This window comes from Rhizobium sp. NXC24 (assembly GCF_002944315.1).
Lineage (GTDB): Bacteria > Pseudomonadota > Alphaproteobacteria > Rhizobiales > Rhizobiaceae > Rhizobium.
The window spans coordinates 401,515-420,466 of sequence record NZ_CP024314.1; the positions used below are offsets into that span (position 1 = coordinate 401,515).

Genomic DNA, 18,952 nt, shown 5'->3' on the forward strand with positions numbered 1-18,952 from the left:
ACGATGTTCAGCGCCAGAACTTCTTCGCGTCCAGCACCTCGTCAAGCGAAACCTGCGCGTCGTCTATCAGCACATCCTTGTCCGCATGGGAAATAACACTGTCGGCAGCCGGATGGTTGGTCAGACCATGCTTGCTCAGTACGTTGGGCCCGGTTGCAAGATCGTTCAGCAATCCAAGATGGTCCTGAAGCCTCCCCATTGCGCCGATAAAACGCCGGTGAAGGCGCACGCCGCGCTTGTTGTCGAACAGTGACCCGAAGAACTCGGCCGCATAGCGCAGCTTCTTCGCGTCCTTGCGAGCCTCGTGGCGTTGACGATCGTCGACCTTGGCGAGCGCCTGCCCGTGCTTCTTCAGCTTCTTGCGCATTCGGTTGAGCGCCATTTCGGCAAACTCCAACGCCGACAGGCCCCGCACGTCCTCAGTCTCGGGAAGCGAAAGATATTCGCCGCACCGAAGCCATTCGTTAAAATCCAGCATGAGCGCGCGGGCACGACTGGAGTTCAATCCCTCAACCACGTCGTCGTATGCAGCCTCCCGGGCATCCGTCAGCCGGCCCCGCAGGTCCGGGTCCGTCGCCTTTGTCAGCAGCACATCCAGATTGCGCGCCTCTCCGAGGACTCCGGCCAGCCAGCGCAGCTCGTCCTTCAGTCGTTGCGGCTCATCGCCCGGAAGCATTCGCTTGAACAGCGAGAAGTCGGAGCGCAGGCGACGCAGCCCTACGCGGGCCTGGTGCAGCGTTTCAGCATTTCGCTGCCGCAGCAGGACATCCTCGTTCAAACGAAATTGCCGGAAGCACGAGGCGGCAATTGTTTGAAAGGCATCGGATGCGTGCATATTCTGATCGAGGCGAATGTCCTCCGCCTTGAAAACGGACTTCTGCTGCTCGATCAGCGCGAAGCCCCTTTCCGCCTTGGAGCGAACGCCAAAACGAATGGGCGCGACCGCTTCGATCTTGCGTGCGAATACGAATAGGTCCTTCTGATTGCCATCCTTCAGCTCAAGCTCGGCTTCCCGCACGGCGGTGTTCCGGTCACCAGAGACGACCGATCCCTGGTCGATGACCACCTCAATCAGGGAACCGTTTTCCTTCACGGTCCAAACGCGCCTCTCGATTTCCACGTTGAAGGCGGGCGACACAGCAAGTTCCTCACCGAACTCGGTTTTGAGCGGATTGGAATCGTCGACGACCGGCTTGTCCCCTTCGATGGGCGTCTCCCATTCCGAACGGGCAAAAAGAGATTGGCTCTGGCCCACCGCTTTCACGGTCTGGACATGAACATCGCCGGTCTGACGGACACGGAGGGTGAACCCGTTCTGAAAAAGCTTGTGATCGTCGGTGTCAAAATAGGTTGAAGTTTGTTTCAGGACCTTTTCAGGGTTGGTAAGGGGGGTGAACCGCGACAGCCGTTTTGCGGCTTCCGTGGAAAGCTCAAGCTTCAGTTCGACTTCGGGTGACATCGAAGACCTCCGGCGCGTACGCGTATTAGACCACCCCATAAGACATTATAACGCCTCAAGGGTCTGATGGTTCGGTCCAATCACCCCCTGTGAAACAATAATGATGTCAGCCTGCGACATGGGTTTGCGGATGCCTGCGCGAGAGGTCGCTTCGGCGGTATGGGCTCGCCTCGCCACTATCATCTTCGCCGGCGGCGCAGATAAAATTCGCGTCTCATTCGGCCCCGGCACTCCATTCCCGGTAGGCCAGATGGAGCTTCGCTCCGATCGTGGTCAGCGGCTGCGGCGGCAGCGCAACCGGTGCTGCCAGGCGATTATAGACACGGCCGAGTTCGGACTCGTGCCCGAGCACGCGCTCGGCCGCGGCGATGCCGGCAGCGGTCGAATTCGACGCGCCGAGGCCGTTGCAGCCGCAGGCTGCGAAGACACCTCGTTCGATTTCGCCGAAGGCCGGCACATGGTTCCGCGTCAGCGCCATCGCGCCTCCCCAGCGATGCTGCATGCCGACGCCGGCAAGCGTGGGGAAACGATGTGAGAACTTGCCGTCATGCAGGCGGCCGGCGCTGCGGATCGCGGCATCGCTGATCTCAATGCTCGGATTGTAGCTGTAGCGCGAACGTATCAGGATGCGGTCGCCGCCGCGGGTATTGATGCGCCGCACCGTCGTTCCCATCGGAAGCGCAGGTGTCGCCGCCCACTTTCTTTCTCCGCCTAGCCTTGCCGGATCGAATTCCTCCGTCAGCGATGCATAGGTGAAGACGTGAAGGAGGCGTCCGCGGAAAAAGCCGAAGCTTTCCGCATGGCCATTATTGGCCATGATGATCCTGCCCGCCTGCACCGAGCCCTTCGGCGTTTTCACCAGCCAGCCGCCGCCGAAGCGCTCGAAGGAAAGAGCAGGTGTCTGCTCGAAAAGCCTCACCGGCTCCTTCAGACAGTTGGCCACCCCGCGGATATAAGCGGCCGGCTGGATGATGATCGTGCCGGGCGAGAACAGGCCGGAGGTGAAGGCCTTCGATCCCGTCACCGCCTCGATCTCGCTGGCTTTGAGGAGCCGATGGGCTTCGCCCATCTTCGAAAGCTGCAGCGAATAGGCTTCGAGATGCTTGTCGCCTTCGGCGCTCATCGCGACGCTGTAGCGGCCGCAGGGATCGAACAGCTCCTGTCCCCAGCCGTTCTCTACAGCGAGTTTGGTCGCGAGCGCGATTGCCGAACGCTGTAGGAGCACGGAGTCGCGGAACTTGCCCTCCGACTCGCCGCTGAAATCGTTCGAGGAGACCTCGTGCGGAAGATCGATGATGAAGCCGGAATTGGCGCCGGCCGGACCTTCGCCGACGATACCCGCTTCGAGAGCGGCCACCCGGACGGTCGGGTCGAGCTGCGAGAGGCGGTGCGCGGCCGACAGGCCGGCAAAGCCGCCGCCGATGATCGCGACGTCGACGCTGATCGCTTCGCCCAAGGCCGGGCGCGGCGTGCGCGGCGGAAGTGTCGCCACCCATCCCGACACGCCCGTGCGTTTGGGAAGCTTCGATGCGACGAAGACGTTCTTTGCGGCCTTGGTCACGGTCAAATCGCTTCCCGCTCCATGAGCGCTTCGAGGGAGCGGCGGAGAGCGGGAAGCTTTTCCGGAGCAAGCGCGCGCAGCGGCTTACGCGGTACTCCCGCCCCGTAACCGGTCAGTTCGGCGGCCGCATAGACGGACTGCACGTAGTCTCCTTCCCAGATCAGCCCCATAGACGGCTCCAGGATCTTCCAGAGCTCACGGACCTCGTCCCACTTGCGCTCGGCGGCTGCCTCGACGAGGGCGACGGAGGTTCGTGGAGCGAAGTTCGCGCCACCCCAGATCAAACCGTCACATCCCGCATAGAGCGCATAGGGAACGAGAGGGTCGGCGCCGTTCATCACGAACCGGCCGGTACGAATGAGTGCCGCCTGCTTTCCAAGATCGCCGCTGCTGTCCTTGACGGCACAGAATCCGGGAATTTCGTTCAGCTTCTCCAGAAGTTCGGGCGTGATCGCAACACCGACCGCCTGCGGTACGTTGTAACCGATGACCGGCAGACCCGCCTTCGCAACCTCGCTGTAGAAATCAAGGATTCCCTGATCGTCCGTCGGTCCTTCGAAGAAAGGTGGAAGAACCATGACGCCTTCGGCACCGGCATCGCGGGCGCGCACCGTGCGCTCGACCACGTCCTCCACCAGGAGAGCCGATGTCTGAGCGATCACCTTCGCCCGACCGTTGACGATGCGCGCACCGCGCCTGACGAGCTCCTCCGATTCCTCCTTGGAAAGATAGACATGCATCCCGGTGCCGGAGCTGAACAGGAAGCTCCTGACGCCGGCTGCAAGGTAGCGCTCGACATTGTGTTCGAGACGCCCGTAGTCGATGCGGCCGGCATCGTCGAAGGGAGTGGCGATGGCAAGGTTCAAGCCTGGAAACTGAAAGTCAGACATTCTTGTTATGTCCCCGAGGTTAGGTGCCGAAAGGTCGAGGCATTTGGCAGGCAACAAAGGGCTCGTCTTTACCCGGCTATGTTCCTGCTTGCTTGAAAGTTCGCTCATCTGCCTCTCCAGCGATGGTTTTGGTTTGTTCTTCGAGATGCCGCCCTAGAGGGTCGGCGTTTCCATACCCTCCGGGGCCGCATACATGGCCATGTTTCGTCGAGAGAGTTCGATGTGCAGGCGCGCCAGCTCGGCCGAGGCATCGGCGTCGTGTCGTTCGATGGCCTCGATCATTTCGTCATGCTGCCGGGATGCAAGCTCCAGTTCTTCCTGCATGCGCGGCGTGTTCGGATGCTTGTAGAAGATCTTCCCGATACGGGCGTGGTCGATCTGCAGGCGCCGGAGACTGGGAACGAGATAGACGTTGTGCGCCATCTCGCCTATCTGTCGGTGGAACTGGTCGTTATAGAAGACGCGACCCTCGGCGTCGCAATTGTCGACCGCCTTCTGAAAGGTTCGCTGAATCTGCTTCAGAGCGCCGAGTTCTGCCCGAGTACGGTTCTCGGCCGCCAGCCTATTCGCGGTGATGTAGATCATCGGCGCCATCAGAAAGTAGTCACGCAACGACTGGTAGCTCATCGAGCTGACCCGCGCGGCCCGGTTCGCTTCCAACTCGATGTAACCTTCGCCAGCCATCTGGCGCATCAGCTCCCGAACCGGCGGGCGGGATAGGCCGAACTCCTCGCTCAGCGCCACTTCGTCCAGAACTGAGCCAGGCGGCAATTCCATGGTGAGGATCCGTCTGCGCAGGGCAAGGCTAAGGCTGGCCTTCCGGTCGGGGCTCGCGATGTCGGTCGTCATATCATCGTCGCTCATGTCATTATCCTTTTAGAAGACATTAAGTAGACATAAGATAGACGTCAAGTCTTTCGTGGAGATTGCAATGCCTTTCGTGCCCGTTTAAGCGGCCTGACGCGAGAGATTCGAGAATTAGGGAGCGTAGACTTGGAGCGTTGCCCACATCAGGACGGCAAGCGGCCGCGGCCGCCAAAACACCCTCGGGAACGAGAAGGCGCTTTGGCAGCCGACGTCCATCGCTGCCCCATCATTGATGCCTTGATGTGCGTCGGAAGGCGCGCCCCCAGCGCTTCAGACGGATCCTCTGGCAACCGAAACAGAGGTAGCGATGCCGGCGTCACCTAAAGCGACTGGTTTATCGCTCTATGACGAGATCGCTCAGAGGCTTGGAGCAGCAGGGAAGAAACAGTCCCGCGTCGATCTCGCGCTGGCGGATACCACCATTGTGTTTCATATCCACGGAGCCCGAGACCAGCTTCGACTTGCAGGTGCCGCAGACACCGTTGGCGCAGGAGGAGGGAATCCTTACGCCGGCTTTCTTCGCGCAGCTCAATATCGTCTGCTCGTCGGCCACCTCGATCTTGCGTGCCTGCTTCGAGAACTCGACCTGATATACCTTTCCAATCGGCACTTCCGGCGCGGCGATCTCGTTTTCGTCTATCACCGCGGCGTCAAAGCTCTCCTCGATATAGCTCGACGAAGGTACTCCGAGATCCCCGGCGATCGTGCGGGCCGCGGCCATAAAGGGCGCGGGGCCGCAGCACATTACGGTCCGTCCGGCGATGTCCGGAACGGCAAGCTTCATGAATTCGGCGGAGATCCGGCCCGTCAGGCCGGACCAGGACGGCTCGCCGGTCACGACCTCTGGAAGGAAATGCAGCCTGACGGTCTTCATCCTTACGGCAAGGTTCGAAAGCTCTTCGCGAAAGATGAGATCCCGCGGGGTGCGTGCCGCGTGCATGAAGACGATATCGGTGGGGCGGCATGTGTCGCCGCAATCCCGAAGGATGGACATGACCGGAGTGATGCCCGAGCCGCCGGATAGCAGCAGGAACTTCCTGGCTGTGCTGGGGCGAACGAAGTGCCCCAGCGGCCCCTGCGCCTTGACGGTGGTTCCGACGGCCATGTTGTCGTGAAGCCAGTTCGAAACCTTGCCGTTCGCAACCCGCTTCACCGTTACGGTGAACGCGTTTGTCCGCTGCGGCGAGGACGAGATGCTGTAACAGCGGCTTTCGGTCTCCGCACCCATGGCAAAGTCGAAAAGAAAGTACTGACCCGCCTGGAAGGCGAAATGCTTTCCCGCAGGGGACGCAAACGTGAAACTCTTCACGTCATGCGTCTCCTGATGAACGTCGAGGCACACGAGCGTGTCGTCGCGCTCGCTATCCCAGAACTCCGCTCTCTGCGGAGCCAACGAAGTCTGCATCGCGTTAGTATCCATTTGCGCGCATCCGATCGATGTACCAGGTTGCGAATTTGTCGAGGGTGGTCTCCGAGAAGCGCGAGTAGGGGCCGGGAAGATAGGCCGGATCAAGAGCGCCTGCATGCGCCCTGCCTACGAGTTCGGAGTCCTGATCGGTCGTTGCGATCCAGACGTCGGTCAGCTTCTGCAGATCGTAATCCACACCCTCGATGGCATCCTTGTGAACCAGCCACTTGGTGCGAACCAGCGTCTTTCCGGCCGAAAGCGGAATGACGATAGACACGACGGCGTGGTCACCCATGAAGTGGTTCCAGCTATTGTGACCCCAGAGATGGGTGTCGCCGAGATCCTTTCGCGTCATGCTGCCGAGCAGCTTCGAGCACGCAGCCGTCGCGTCAGGCGTCTGGGATTCGCCGGCGCCGGCGATGATGAGGCGCTGGGTTCTGAAGTTGGTGGCGCAGTCCACGAGCTGTTCGACGGCGGCGGACGGAAAACCGTCTGCTTCCCAGCTTCTGGTGCGTTCGGCATAGAGCGCTTCGTGCTGTCTGGCCTCCTCCAGATCTTCCGGGCTCAACGCCTCTGGATCGAAGCCGAAGTCGAGATCGACGAACGACACGCACAGCTCCGGATGGTTGGCGGAGCAGTGATAGCACTCGCGATTGTTTTCCATCGTGAGCTTCCAGTTGCCGTTCTCAATGACGTCAGTCTGGTGGGCCACCTTCGCATTGCGGATATCGTATGGAGCCAGGCGCTCGGTCATAACCTGCTCGAGCCGGTCGATGTCTTCGGGAGGATTGTCGGAAAGGCAGGCGTAGATCAGTCCGCCGATCGACTTGAAGTTCACCGGTCGGAGGCTCTTGCAGCTCTTGTCGAAGTCGATGCCCATATGGGGCGCGTGCGCTAGCGTGCCGTCGAGCTCATAGGTCCATTGATGGTAGGGACAGACCAGCTTCGAAATGACCGTCGATCCTGCGTCCAGGATACGGGCGCCGCGATGGCGGCAGACGTTGTGGACGACGCGGATCTGGTTGTCGTCGTCACGCAGAATGATCAGGCTGCTGTTGCCGATGTCGACGACCGTAGCGTCGCCCGGTTCCGGAACGTCGCAGTCGAGGCCGATGCAGATCCAATGCTTCCTGAAAAAGACATCGAGGTCAGCCTCGAAGACATCGTCTCTAATGTAGAGTCCGGCGGGAAGCGAATGACCGTCGGCGCGGCTGTCGAGCAGCGAGGAAATCGACGAAGCGAATGTCTGTAGCATGAACTGACCTCATGAATTTGATGTCCAATTCTTCGCCCAACTGGCCGACCCTTCAACGGCATAAATTTGCTGCTTTCGCATAACTTATAGTAATGTCAAAAGGAGCGACGGTACGTCGTCGTGAGAGCTCACGATGCAGGGCTCTTGCAATTCATTGAGTGGCTTAAAAACGGAGGCTGCGGGCCTGGGACCAGATGACACGGATCTGCGGGAGATAGCGGCTCTGTCAGAGATTCCCGTAGGCGCGAGATGCCGAGAGCTGATCTTCCGGCCTATTTGTAAGTGATCTTGTCGCTGGCTCTTGGACGATTGAAGAAATAGCGGTCGAAGCTATAGCCGTCCGTGCCGGTAAAAGTAGCAAAGAAGGCCGAGACGGGGGTTGTAAATGTATATTTCACCCGCGTCAGCACGACCTGCACGCCGTCTTCCTGTATCTGCGATGGTATCGTGACTGAGCTTGCCACGCCGGAGCTAAGGGCGGACGTATTGAACGCGGCAGACCAGTTGACCGTCGCGCTGCCAGTGCTGCTGATATCGTTCACTGAGACCGTGATCGTCAGCCCTGTGGTGTCATAAGGCTGCAGGATGAAGCTTGCGCCGGTAAGAAGCTTTGCGACGTCGGACTGTGTCCAGGTGCCCTGCTGCGAAATCATATCGCCCGTGGTGGAGGCAATCTCGTCTATTTTCCGGCTGACCGTGAGCGCATGGCCAAGATCGACGGCGCCAAACAGGAGAGCTGTCAGGAGCGGCAACAGGAGAGCGAATTCCACGCCCGAAGCACCCGACCGATCGCGTGCCAGATAACGAACAGAGAATTTGGTCAACCGGCGAAAGGACAGGTTCCGTTTCGGGATCATGTTAGAAAGGCTCGTTGCGGAACAGAACGGAAGATCCGAGCAGATAGCGGCCATCAGAAAGCTCGGCGCTCGACAAGGTGAGAAAATTGACGACGGCGGTCCAGGGCAGAAACGCCTGCACGAGGATGTAATCGCTGCCCTTGCCGATATTATAAGTCTCGGTGACGGTGAGATTGCCGCTGCTGTCGATGGGATCGGTGCTAGCGACGGTCGATATGTCGGAAAGTACGTCGACCTTTACCAAAAGACTATCGGAGCATTCGAACGACAGGAGCATGTCGGCACAAATTTTTGCCTTGAAATCGGCCAATGTGAGGTTGGAGGATGCGACCTCGCCGGTACGGATCATTCGCGAGATCTTTTGCACCGAAGCGTCCAGTGCGGAGTTCACGAAAAACATCAGCGACACTTCGATGGTCGCAAATATGAACATAAACAGCGGTATGGCCAGGATCGCGAATTCGATCGCGGCGACGCCGTGGCGATCGGCGAGGAAGCGGCGCAGGAGTGCAAACGGTTTCGCTTGCCTCATTGGGTGAGCCGCACGGATGAGAGATATTGCGTAAAGAGCGCTGACAAACCCGTCGTGATGTCCGTCGACGACGAAGCAGAAATGAACAGGCTCTTGGAAGATGCGCAGTCGGCAAGCGCATAGGGGATATAGTCGCGTCTCGTAATGCTTGTCGATACGCCGCTATCCATGGTGCCGCCCCAGGTGCTCTTCCAATTGGCGCTGGCCATGGTCGAACCGACGGTTGCGTTATAGCCCCAGTCCGTGGTGATCGGCAGATATTCGGTATAGAGAACCGCCATGGTGGCGGACTGGTTCTTGACGTAGCCGCACCAATCCGGATTAAGCGGCGCCACCTTGTACCAGTATAGCCCGGACACAGCCTTATTGTTCTTCCATGTCACTCCGTCGGTTACCCATTCGCGCTGCGACTGAACGCCGTCCGTCAGCAGGAGAACCAGTTTGAGCGGTTTGGCCGAGGAGGTGCCGTCCCCACCGGTACCGACCATCTTCTTCAGCGCCGTCAAGGCGACGTCAAAATAGGTGTAGGTCGTCGACGTTGCGCTTGTGAGTCCGTAACTGTCATCGGACAAGCGTTTGCGCGCGGTCGTGGTATCCAGGGTGGGAGCCAGAACTTCCGTGGCCGTGTCACCCAAGCTGTATAGTCCGACTTTGATACGTGTATGATTGCTGTCGGACTCGTCAATCATATCGAGCACTTCGCTGACGGCATCCACGGCAACGTCGGCGCGCAGCTTTATCTTCTTCGCGGTGCTATAGACATAGTTGTTGGCGTAGTACGTGCCGCTGACTGTATGTGCATCGCCCGTGTGGCAGGCGAACTGGCATCCGATGCCGGAGTACATGGTCTGCTGTCCCGCAGTCGTTGCCGCCAGAAGCATCGAAGGGGATTTGTCGATGACGACGTACACGTTGAGATAGGACGTGGCCGGCCCTTTGACGGCACTTGATACGCTGACGGGAACGGTAGTGATATTCGCGAGCTGCATCAAAGTCGTCGGAACGGTGCCGCTTGCCGTTGCCGTTATGCGATGGTTGCTCGTATCGATTTCGATGTCGCCAAGCGTATAGCTGCTTTCCACCTGCGCATGGAACCAGTCGGAAACCTTTTCCTTGAGAGCGTCGGTGTCTTCGGTGTCGATCTGTTTGACGGCGGCGATCAAGGCCGCGTCAAGATCGCTTTGCATGCTCTGCCTGACATTGTAGGCCCGGATATAGTCGAAACTCGCGCCGACAGCGAGGAGCATGGGCACCATGGCGAGGGCAGTGACGATGGCGACGTTGCCGCCTCTATCCTTTCGCAGACGGCGAAGGATTTTAAAGAGCCGACTAAGTGAATATGAAAAATCCGAGCTCAAAAACCACCATCACTTATTTCATAAAAATAGTGATGACGATAACGTGTCGAAGAAGGTTAACCCTCTGTGCATTCTTACGTGTTCCGGAGGCAAGCGCCGCCGTCAATCGGATATTCCTTTCGCTTATTGTATATGTCTGCGTATTCTGGATATTAGTATGATAATTCCGCGCGTCCTAAAGTGAGGTGCGGGAAGTGGTGAAACGGTCGTTTTGTGCCGCTTTTCTAGGAGCAGGATAGGGGTTCCGATCGCATGCCTTCCCTAGATGGTGTTCATCCAAAGGACCGCATTGTTGCGGTCCTTCGGCTTTTTGCTTCAAGCCCGCGCCGGGGTCCTTGCCGGCACGACGGCGTTGATCACCACCGCTACGGCGATGTTTGCCGCAAGAGCAAGCAGGCCGGTATAGATGGTGAACGGTTCTCCGCCGAGGCTGATCAGGTGCAGCGGCTTCCAGCCGGCATCCCAGACGAGGAAGGTGCCGCCGATGAAGCCGACGAACCAGCCAGCAAGCAGGCCCGGCGCACGGAACCAATTGGTGTAGAGGCCGAAGACCAGGGCAGGAAGCGTCTGCAGGATCCAGATGCCGCCCAGCAATTGCAGGTCGAGCGCAAACTGTGTCGGCAGGAAGATGATGACGAGCAGGGCACCCACCTTGACCACGAGCGAGGTCAGTTTGGCGACCTTGGCTTCGCCCGCGCTGCTTACCTCTGGATTGACATAGGCCTTCCAGAAATTGCGGGTGAAGAGGTTTGCCGCGCCAATACTCATCACCGCCGCCGGAACCAGGGCACCGATCGCAATCGCCGCGAAGGCGAAGCCGGAGAACCAGCCTGAAAACAGCGTCTTGAAAAGCGCCGGCACGACATCATTGGGGCTTTCGAGCTTCAGGCCAGCGGCATGGCCCATATAGCCGAGCAGGGCAAGAAGACCCAGCAGCAGCGTATAGGCTGGCAGCAAGACGGCATTCTTGCGGATCGTCTTGCCGCTGTTCGAGGCGAAGATGCCCGTCAAAGTATGCGGGTACATGAAGGCCGCGAGCGCCGAGCCCAAGGCGAGCGTCGCATAGGCGACATACTGGTTGCCGCCGAGGAGTAGGTTGCCGGATCCCTTGGCCTGGAATGCGGCATCGGCTGCAGCGAATACGTTGGCATAGCCGCCGAGTTTTGAGGGAATGAGTGCCACAGCAGTGATCACCACGATGTAGATCATGATGTCCTTGACGAAGGCGATCAAAGCTGGCGCGCGCAAGCCAGCCGAATAGGTGTAGAGCGCCAGCACAATGAACGCGATCGCCAGCGGCAGTTCGCCATGCAGGCCGAGAGCCTTCAGGACCGTGGTCATGCCGACGAGCTGCAGCGCGATATAGGGCATGGTAGCGATGACGCCGGTCGCCGCTACGGCGAGTTCGAGTGCGCGCGAACCATATTGGCCATGCACGACGTCACCGGCGGTCACGTAGCCGAAATCCCTTGCCCGTTTCCAGAGAACCGGCATCACCATGAAGACGAAGGGATAAACGACGATCGTATAGGGCAGAGCGAAGAAGCCATAAGCGCCGACCGTGTAGACCAGTGCCGGGACGGCAATCACCGTATAGGCCGTATAGAAATCACCACCAACCAGGAACCAGGTGATCCAGGTGCCGAAGCTGCGGCCGCCGAGGCCCCATTCGTCGATATGGGCAAGCGTGGCTGGTTTGCGCCAGCGGGACGCGACGAAGCCCAAGATTGTTACGAGCGCGAAAAAGAAGAGGAAGACGGCGAGCGCCGTGCTGTCGATCTCAGTCGTCATGGCGCACGCTCCGATAGGCGATGAAGGTCAGCGCCGCGGTAATCGGCACCCAGAGAAGCTGGTACCAGTAGAAGAAGGGAAAACCGAACAAGGCCGGCTCGCGCATATTATAGAGGGATGGCCAGAGCAGGCCGATATAGGGAATGACGAGCAGCCAAAGCGCTGCCTTGCTCCGTGATTTTTCCATGTCAGATACCTTCCGGGCGCCACACGTGGCGGCAAGTTGCGGTTGTCAGCGTGGAAGGCGAGCCTGTCAGTCGCCAGCCGAGGCCAGCTTGGCTCGTGCCGTTGCAACAGGTTCCCCGGTTGAACGGCAGCAGACGCAATGCATTTGAATTCCTCCCAACGGCTCGCCCTGAAGCCAGCCGCAGTAAAGTCCTATGGTGACGATTTTCGTCAGACAAGATGGCTACGGAGTGAAATGGTCGGGCCTACCCAGAAGTGGGTAGAACGTCGATTCATCGCGTTTTGACGCTGATGCCGTGATCGAGCGCATAGCGGATGAGGCCTGCGGTCGTTGCAATGTTGAGCTTCTTCTTGACGTTCTTGCGGTGCGTCTCGGCCGTGGCGGGCGTAATGCCAAGGGCCTCGGCCATCTCCTTGTTGCTCCTTCCGGAAACAATGAGGCCGAGGATATCGCGCTCGCGCGGTGTCAGGGAATCCGTGTCGTTTCCGCTCTTCCGCTCCATCAGCACGTCGACGACACCGGACGAGAAGTATGTTCCACCCTCAGCCACCGTCTCGATGGCCAAAACGATTTCGTCGGTCGAGACATCCTTGAGGACATAGCCGGCGGCACCGCGCATCACGGAGGAGGAGATGTATTCCCGGCTGTCATGCATGGAGAGCATGACGACGCGCGCCTCGGGCAATTCGTTTCGAAAGAGTTCGATGGCGTCGATCCCATTTAGCTTCGGCATGTTGATATCCATCAGCACAACCTCGGGCCGCGTGTCGCGCCCGATGTCCAGGCCGGCCTGTGCCAGCCCTGCCGTTCCTACGACCTCTATATGATCGTAGGTTTCGAGCACCGCTTTCAGCCCATCGATCACCAGCGGGTGGTTGTCGATCAGCAGTACCTTGATCTTGGGACGCGCTGTCATGCGGCTTTGACCTGATCGCGGGGCTGCGTATTGGCTGATTTCGGCATCATTGCTGTCAATGTCGTGCCAGCGGCCGTGCTGTCGATCAGAAGCAGGCCGCGGAAGTGCGCCATTCGCTCCTGCATGTTGCGCAGACCTAGACCGTGCCCGCCGACGGCTGCCGTTCTGGCGTCGCCGAAGCCCGTGCCGTTGTCGGAGATGGTCATGCGCGCCCGCCCGCCGTCGCTCCAAAGTTTTACCGCGAGGCGGCTCGCACCGGAATGCCGCTCGACATTGTTGAATGCCTCCTGAGCAACGCGATAGAGAGCCGTGCTGGCCTCGGGTTTTAGCCGATCGACGAAACCGGTCGCTTCGATTTCGGTCGTGATCCCGCTCCGCTCCTCGAAGTTATGGCACAAAGCCTCGAGCGCTGCGGTGAGACCCATGTCGTCGAGCACACGCGGGCGCAGATCGTGGGACAGCCGCCGGATCTCCTTGATCGCGCCATTCAGCGCCTCCACGCCACGCTCGATAGTGAGCGCCGCATCGTTGACGTCGGTCCTGACTTTGCGGCCGGCAAGATCCATGGCGTAGCGGACGCCGAGTAGATTTTGCGAAATGCCGTCATGCAGCTCTCGGGCAAGCCGGGCGCGTTCTTCCTCCTGCGTGTCGATCACCCGCTGGGTCAGTGCCTTGAGCCTGCCGTCGGCCATGCGCCGCTCGTGAAAAGTAAGCAGCATGCAGGTCGTGAAGACGACGATAACAGCGGGAACGGCAATCAGCGCCACGATCACAAAGGTGCTTTTGATACTGGCGCGCATGCTCGCATTTGCCGCCGCCGTCTGCGCGTAAACGTCGTCGAGATAGACGCCAGTTCCGACGACCCAGCGCCACTTGTCGAGCCCGACGACGAAGGACAGCTTGTCGGCCACCTGGCCGCTGGATGGCTTTTGCCACTTGTATTGGTGCAGGCCGCCGCCCGCCTTTGCAGTCGCGATCAGCTCGGCGATGACCTTGTCGCCGTTGGGATCAGTCAGATCGAGCCAATTGCGGCCATGCCGGAAGATTTGGCGCGGATGGACGATATTGTTGCCGTCATAGTCATAGACAAAGAAATATCCGTCCTTGCCGTAGTCGAGCGAAGTCAGGATCGCCGCTACCTTTTCCTTGGCCGCCTGATCGTCCGCGGCCGCATCTCCGTAGGTCGCCTGGATCGCCGAAAGGGCAAGATTGGTCAGGTTGAGGATTTCGGTTTCCTTGGCTTTCAGCATGTTCTGCTCGAATGTCGCGATATTGACTTGGGTAAGGTTCGCCGACTGCCAAGTGATGAAACTCGTGATCGCCAGAATCGCGACCACGAGCGGAATGATCGCCAGCGCAATGATCTGATGTCTTAGCGACAAGAGAGGTCCTCCCCAAGGTTTCCCGGCCAATTTCGTCCGCGTCTCTCCCCTTCACGGACCGCCGAAACATTTTTCACTAAAGCGGCAAGGGCAATGCGCGGTCAAGTGTGACGCCTGCCAAAGGGGGAGACATGTCACTCAATGAATGGCCGAATAATAGCGAGCAGAAGGCGGGCGGGTCGGCACGGTGTTGCATTTCCGCAACGAATCTCGCTCCATTTCCTGCAATGTGAAATTGCATGCTTGCCGATTGACCGATCTCGTGTACCATACGCGCATCCGCAATCAAATCAGAGGAGGCGTGAAATGAAATCAATTGTCATGTTTAGACGCTTCTCTGGCGGAATGGCCGTGGTGGTATCGATGCGCTGCGCTTCGAGCCCAAGCCGACATTGGCACCAGGCTTTCTAAGCCCTCGGATTCTCTGCCGTTTAGCATTTTCCCTGTTATCTTGACGTGACCGGCTACCGGAACGAACGTTCGTATTTTCGCGTCCGTTATCTGCGCGTCTTTTGACCTTCGAAAGGACCTGGTTGCGTCGTTGCGCCGGGAAAGACACTATGCGCGAAGCACAATCTTTGGTTGCTGATACCCTTTCGGCAACGGTTAATGAACTCTGCCTGAAATTCGGCGCTCGGAAGACCGCGTTTGCGTTGTTTCTCGCCGTCTGGCGGCGCCATCAAGAGGCAAACCAAACCTCTCATCTGTCCAATCGCATGCGCCAGGATATCGGCCTTCCGGACGGTGAGGATGTGTGCAAACTTCCGGTTTGGAATTTCAAGGCTTGGTGAGCGGCCGGAATGACAGGCAAGGACAAGGGGTGTCAGAGACGCCTCTCGCTCCATTCCCGACCCGTTCGGGCCGGTTTGGAACCGTCGCTATATTGGCATGGCGCGCTCTCGATTGGGGGCGCCATGTAGCTCTGCTGCAATATTTTTGGAGGGATAAAATTAGATCTGGCCCGTTTTTCGCGGGGTGTGTACAGATAATGAATGCGTGAGAAAACGAACGGTTGCAAGCGTTTTTTGTGATCTAAATGCAGCCCCGCCAGACTCTAACGGCCGCATCGGACGGGCATCCTTCGCAATGCACTCGAAAACGCGCTCTGGTGGTCAATCTCGGCGGAAATGCCTGAAATTCCGCGGATAGGAGGAAGGGGAGGAGAGGAACGCCTGCCTGAGCAATCCGGATGAGGGGGAGCCCTCCCTCTCACGCCGTGGTGTGACGGCGAGCGTTCGATCGACTGCAAGGTATTCCGCTTGTCGCATGGCAGTTAATCGTAAGCATGCGGCCGTTCTGGCGAGGTCTGGCATTTAACTGCCAAGTGACCGCACTGGTGGTGGGCGGCACTACTGGGTGCGGCTTGACGTAGTGACCGCCATCGCATTCAACGTTTCCGCGTCGCGTCCATAGATATCGTCGTAATATTCGACAGTTCCGTCTGTAGTCGGCCATGCGGTGAAGTAAGCAACATAGACAGGCACCTGTTCAGGAAGCGGCATGTCCTTCTTCTCTCCAGCCGCTATCTGCTGGCTGACGAAGTCGACCGTCTGATTGAGGACGGCCGCCGCCATGCCACGGGGGTTCTCCAGACGCACACAGCCGTGGCTGAACATGCGGTCCTGAGACGCGAATTTGCCGCGAGCCGGCGTGTCGTGCATGTAGATGTCGTGGGCATTGGGGAAGAGGATCTTCAATTGCCCGAGCGCATTATCTGGCCCTGGCGGCTGGACAACCGATATATTCTCGAGCGGCTGAGACCAATCGACCTTCGCAGACGGCATCTGCTTCCCCTTCACGGAAACGATATAGCCTTCCTTGTCCAAATAGGCCGGATCGCGCTTCAAATGTGGCAGCATCTCATTGTGAATGATCGATTGCGGCACACCCCAATCAGGATTGAATTCGACCGTCTTGATCGACGCATTGAAGAAATTTGTCTGATGGTCCTGCTGGCCGATAACGGCCTTCATCGAAAGTGTGGTCTGGTCGTTTTCGTTATAATATGCCATGTAGGCGGGCTGGTTGATGAAGACGTACCGCTGCGGGAATTGCTGCGGTAGCCAACGAATCTCCTCCATGGCTACAATTACCTTATTGATATCGGCGGCGGTGTCCGGTCCTTGTCCGGATGTCCGCAGATAGTGAAGCTCGGCAGCAAGCTGGCCAAATTTCGGGTTGCCCGGCATCAGTCGGTCGAAGGCGGGCAGGAGATCGGGCAAGACGGATAGCTGAGACATCGTTGCCTTCAGATCGACCGGCTTGCGTTTGAAATCGTAATAATGGGACAACTGGTTCGGATCGATGCGCCCACGGAAATTGTCCTGCAAGAACATCAGCATCTTACTGGACAACGTTACCTCGAATCGGGCCAGCGCCTTTACGCGCTCTGGTGAGCCTTGCGGCAGGGACTCGAACGTTGCCGACATGGCGTAGTCCTCTGGCGTTAATCCCCAGTCACCGGCCTGTTTCATAAGGTTGAGTGCCTGTGCAGCCTTCGCCGTCGCACCCTTGCCGTCCACCCAGACGAGCTTCGCCTTCGGTTGATTGTAGTACGCCTCGACGATTTCCGCGATATCGACGTTCATAGGCACTTGCAGGCTGCTCATTTCGCGGAAGATCTTTGCCTCACTCGCGGCTACGGGATCAAAAAGCGTGGCTAGTGGCGATACATTACCCTGTGGCGAGAGTTCGGCAATCCGGCGCGCCGGACCGGCGTAGGGAACTGACGATTGCGTCGCATCCGCAAGCGCCGCCGGCGAGGCTTCCGGCGGCTTGGTGGGCGCTGCCAGCGCACTTGCTGAAAGCATGCATAGACCAACGAAAGACGGGAGTGCACAAACGGCTAGACTTCGTTTCATCTTTTGTCCCACAACGTGACTTGAGTATCTGTCCACGGGCTCCGAGAGTGGTTCGGCCATCGAGGCCGACATGCCATTGTTTCGAACTATCGAAATTCGCGTGAACCTGCCGATGCCTTGGACGCATAAAGAGGCGATTTGAAGGTCAATCGCGCCGCCGAAGATAACGCCAAGAGATCCCATCGCCGTCTGACGCGGGGCATAGCTGGCATAACCTTGGGCCGCTCTGGTCTTCAAAGAAGTCGAGCTGCCCGCCCGCTGCGTCTGGTTGCACTGTTGTAATAGTTCGAGGCTTGCTGCACCGACCGATGTCGCGACTGCTCCATCGCTTCGGGCAGCGGAATGCCGCGATTGGCGGCCTCCGTCAGATAGCCCGATCGCAGCCCATGCGCCGAAAACTCCCCAACCTCCAGCCCGGCCATATTTACCCGCAACTTGACGATATCATTGACCGCCTTCGGATCGAGCGCGCGGCGAGACACATTGCCCCAGCGGTCGATTCCCCGAAACACACTGCCGCTGTCAATCTTAGCGGCCGCCAGCCAGGCATTCAACGCCTCGACCGGCCGACCAGTTAGATAGACAACTTCGTCCTGGCTCGCGCCGGAATTCTTGGTGCGGCCGAGATGGATGGAGAGCGAGGGGAGGGGACTTCCGTCCTCGGCTGCAACCGGCGCCTCGACCGTCAGCTGTTCCTTGCGCAAGCCGGCGACCTCGCTGCGCCGGCGGCCGCCCGATGCGAAGGCGACCATCAGGATGGCGCGGTCGCGCAGATCGCGCAGATTGTCCTCGCCGCAGGTCGCCAGCAGTTTGCCCAAAACATTTGATGTCACCGCTTTGGCACTCCTGCGGCGGCGTGGCCGCGGCACGGCGCGCACCGCCAGCCGGATCGCGGACTTGAGGGCAGGGGAGGCGAAGGCGCCGCTGAGACCGCGCCATTTCGTCAGTGTCGACCAACTGGCCAGCCGTCGTCCGACGGTCGCCGGCGCATGTGGTCCCGATGTTCTCAGAAAACCGCCGTCTCGCAATGCCTGGTCGACCTCGGCCGGCATGCCGTGCTCGGGATCGTGTTCGCGCCGCGCCGGATCCCAGAGGTGATGCGCGACGAACTTCAGCAGCAGCGCCTCCGGCGCCGGCCAGGGGAGGGGAGAGCCTGTGGATGCCAGCGACCAGGCCTCGAGATAGGCGAGGTCGGAGGTCAGGGCCCGCAGCGTGTTGGCGCCCATGCCTTCGTTGACCAGGTGTTTGAGCGTCTCGACGTCCTGGTCGGTGAGGATTTCGGCGAGCTTATCGCGTCGGTCGATCGGCAGCACCGCGGCGATGCTGTCGAGGGCTTCGGCGCGTGCCGCGATCGAGGAAGATGCAGAACTGCTCATAGGGGCAATCCGTGTTCGTCGTAAAAATCGTCGTGATTTGAGGTCTGATCAGCGTTGGCGGGTCGCCCCTCGGCCGCCAGCGCCCAGACATCATCCATCGTGCCTTGGCCGCTGTGGGGAAGAGCCTCAAGGACGGCGATCGGCTGGCTGTCCCGGCCGATGACGACCTCGTCGCCACGCAAAGCGAGAGCGATCAATTCCTCCAGCCGCTCGGACGCCTCGGCAATTTCGACGCAGATCTTCATGGCCGTT

At 59.2% G+C, this 18,952-nt stretch carries 17 protein-coding genes; 1 reads left to right on the forward strand and 16 read right to left on the reverse strand.

The annotated features are described in order from the left end of the window. Positions 1–7: 7 nt before the first annotated feature. The 13 genes from NXC24_RS25795 to NXC24_RS25855 form a co-directional block, all read right to left on the reverse strand. Entirely contained in the window at positions 8–1,459 is a 1,452-nt protein-coding gene (locus NXC24_RS25795; RefSeq protein ID WP_104826268.1) for a CHAD domain-containing protein, read from the reverse strand. A 214-nt stretch (positions 1,460–1,673) separates the two neighbouring features. Further along, on the reverse strand, positions 1,674–3,020 hold the full coding sequence (locus NXC24_RS25800) for an FAD-binding oxidoreductase (RefSeq protein ID WP_104827836.1): 1,347 nt from the start codon (positions 3,018–3,020) through the stop codon (positions 1,674–1,676). 2 nt (positions 3,021–3,022) lie between these two features. Continuing rightward, positions 3,023–3,910: a dihydrodipicolinate synthase family protein gene (locus NXC24_RS25805; protein WP_104826269.1), complete on the reverse strand. Its 888-nt coding sequence runs from the start codon at positions 3,908–3,910 to the stop codon at positions 3,023–3,025. Positions 3,911–4,063: 153 nt separating this feature from the next. Then, positions 4,064–4,759, reverse strand: a complete 696-nt coding sequence (locus NXC24_RS25810; RefSeq protein ID WP_104827837.1) for a GntR family transcriptional regulator — start codon at positions 4,757–4,759, stop codon at positions 4,064–4,066. Between the two features lie 352 nt (positions 4,760–5,111). Beyond that, positions 5,112–6,197, reverse strand: a complete 1,086-nt coding sequence (locus NXC24_RS25815; RefSeq protein ID WP_104826270.1) for an FAD-binding oxidoreductase — start codon at positions 6,195–6,197, stop codon at positions 5,112–5,114. Further along, positions 6,187–7,440, reverse strand: a complete 1,254-nt coding sequence (locus tag NXC24_RS25820; RefSeq protein WP_104826271.1) for an aromatic ring-hydroxylating dioxygenase subunit alpha — start codon at positions 7,438–7,440, stop codon at positions 6,187–6,189. The genes NXC24_RS25815 and NXC24_RS25820 overlap by 11 nt, the downstream gene beginning before the upstream one ends. 272 nt (positions 7,441–7,712) lie before the next feature. Further along, positions 7,713–8,297: a TadE/TadG family type IV pilus assembly protein gene (locus tag NXC24_RS25825; protein WP_104826272.1), complete on the reverse strand. Its 585-nt coding sequence runs from the start codon at positions 8,295–8,297 to the stop codon at positions 7,713–7,715. Position 8,298: 1 nt separating this feature from the next. Further along, positions 8,299–8,829, reverse strand: coding sequence for a TadE/TadG family type IV pilus assembly protein (locus NXC24_RS25830; RefSeq protein WP_104826273.1), 531 nt, complete (start codon positions 8,827–8,829; stop codon positions 8,299–8,301). Further along, the gene (locus NXC24_RS25835; RefSeq protein ID WP_104826274.1) at positions 8,826–10,187 is read right to left on the reverse strand and encodes a TadE/TadG family type IV pilus assembly protein; all 1,362 of its coding nucleotides are present in this window, start codon (positions 10,185–10,187) and stop codon (positions 8,826–8,828) included. Before NXC24_RS25835 ends, NXC24_RS25830 begins: the two co-directional genes overlap by 4 nt. A 315-nt stretch (positions 10,188–10,502) precedes the next feature. Further along, positions 10,503–11,978 carry a sodium:solute symporter family protein gene (locus NXC24_RS25840; protein ID WP_104826275.1) on the reverse strand — a complete coding sequence of 492 codons (1,476 nt, stop codon included), beginning with the start codon at positions 11,976–11,978 and terminating at the stop codon, positions 10,503–10,505. Continuing rightward, complete coding sequence (locus NXC24_RS25845; protein WP_104826276.1) at positions 11,968–12,165, reverse strand: DUF3311 domain-containing protein; 198 nt, start codon at positions 12,163–12,165, stop codon at positions 11,968–11,970. The genes NXC24_RS25840 and NXC24_RS25845 overlap by 11 nt, the downstream gene beginning before the upstream one ends. A gap of 271 nt (positions 12,166–12,436) precedes the next feature. Continuing rightward, positions 12,437–13,081: a response regulator transcription factor gene (locus NXC24_RS25850; RefSeq protein WP_104826277.1), complete on the reverse strand. Its 645-nt coding sequence runs from the start codon at positions 13,079–13,081 to the stop codon at positions 12,437–12,439. Next, positions 13,078–14,463 carry a cache domain-containing protein gene (locus NXC24_RS25855; RefSeq protein WP_104826278.1) on the reverse strand — a complete coding sequence of 462 codons (1,386 nt, stop codon included), beginning with the start codon at positions 14,461–14,463 and terminating at the stop codon, positions 13,078–13,080. Before NXC24_RS25855 ends, NXC24_RS25850 begins: the two co-directional genes overlap by 4 nt. A gap of 560 nt (positions 14,464–15,023) precedes the next feature. On the opposite strand from NXC24_RS25855, the gene NXC24_RS25860 reads away from it, so the two are divergent. After that, complete coding sequence (locus NXC24_RS25860) at positions 15,024–15,254, forward strand: DUF1127 domain-containing protein (protein WP_104826279.1); 231 nt, start codon at positions 15,024–15,026, stop codon at positions 15,252–15,254. A 558-nt stretch (positions 15,255–15,812) separates the two neighbouring features. Here the strand turns inward: NXC24_RS25860 and NXC24_RS25865 are convergent. The 3 genes from NXC24_RS25865 to NXC24_RS25875 all read right to left on the reverse strand — a co-directional run bounded on the left by NXC24_RS25865 (position 15,813) and on the right by NXC24_RS25875 (position 18,945). Further along, positions 15,813–17,273, reverse strand: a complete 1,461-nt coding sequence (locus NXC24_RS25865) for a L,D-transpeptidase family protein (protein ID WP_104826280.1) — start codon at positions 17,271–17,273, stop codon at positions 15,813–15,815. 284 nt (positions 17,274–17,557) lie between these two features. After that, positions 17,558–18,700 (reverse strand): site-specific integrase, encoded by a 1,143-nt coding sequence (locus NXC24_RS25870; RefSeq protein ID WP_104826281.1) that lies wholly within the window; start codon positions 18,698–18,700, stop codon positions 17,558–17,560. After that, entirely contained in the window at positions 18,697–18,945 is a 249-nt protein-coding gene (locus tag NXC24_RS25875) for a prevent-host-death family protein (protein ID WP_104826282.1), read from the reverse strand. Before NXC24_RS25875 ends, NXC24_RS25870 begins: the two co-directional genes overlap by 4 nt. Between the last annotated feature and the right edge of the window lie 7 nt (positions 18,946–18,952).

Bases quoted from the DNA above. Each gene is read 5' to 3' on its own strand.
- NXC24_RS25865 (WP_104826280.1), bottom strand. From the start codon at position 17,273: ATGCTTTCAGCAAGTGCGCTGGCAGCGCCCACCAAGCCGCCGGAAGCC.
- NXC24_RS25805 (WP_104826269.1), bottom strand. From the start codon at position 3,910: ATGTCTGACTTTCAGTTTCCAGGCTTGAACCTTGCCATCGCCACTCCC.
- NXC24_RS25860 (WP_104826279.1), top strand. From the start codon at position 15,024: ATGCGCGAAGCACAATCTTTGGTTGCTGATACCCTTTCGGCAACGGTT.
- NXC24_RS25810 (WP_104827837.1), bottom strand. From the start codon at position 4,759: ATGACGACCGACATCGCGAGCCCCGACCGGAAGGCCAGCCTTAGCCTT.
- NXC24_RS25815 (WP_104826270.1), bottom strand. From the start codon at position 6,197: ATGGATACTAACGCGATGCAGACTTCGTTGGCTCCGCAGAGAGCGGAG.
- NXC24_RS25825 (WP_104826272.1), bottom strand. From the start codon at position 8,297: ATGATCCCGAAACGGAACCTGTCCTTTCGCCGGTTGACCAAATTCTCT.
- NXC24_RS25840 (WP_104826275.1), bottom strand. From the start codon at position 11,978: ATGACGACTGAGATCGACAGCACGGCGCTCGCCGTCTTCCTCTTCTTT.
- NXC24_RS25870 (WP_104826281.1), bottom strand. From the start codon at position 18,700: ATGAGCAGTTCTGCATCTTCCTCGATCGCGGCACGCGCCGAAGCCCTC.
- NXC24_RS25845 (WP_104826276.1), bottom strand. From the start codon at position 12,165: ATGGAAAAATCACGGAGCAAGGCAGCGCTTTGGCTGCTCGTCATTCCC.
- NXC24_RS25875 (WP_104826282.1), bottom strand. From the start codon at position 18,945: ATGAAGATCTGCGTCGAAATTGCCGAGGCGTCCGAGCGGCTGGAGGAA.
- NXC24_RS25795 (WP_104826268.1), bottom strand. From the start codon at position 1,459: ATGTCACCCGAAGTCGAACTGAAGCTTGAGCTTTCCACGGAAGCCGCA.
- NXC24_RS25830 (WP_104826273.1), bottom strand. From the start codon at position 8,829: ATGAGGCAAGCGAAACCGTTTGCACTCCTGCGCCGCTTCCTCGCCGAT.
- NXC24_RS25850 (WP_104826277.1), bottom strand. From the start codon at position 13,081: ATGACAGCGCGTCCCAAGATCAAGGTACTGCTGATCGACAACCACCCG.
- NXC24_RS25820 (WP_104826271.1), bottom strand. From the start codon at position 7,440: ATGCTACAGACATTCGCTTCGTCGATTTCCTCGCTGCTCGACAGCCGC.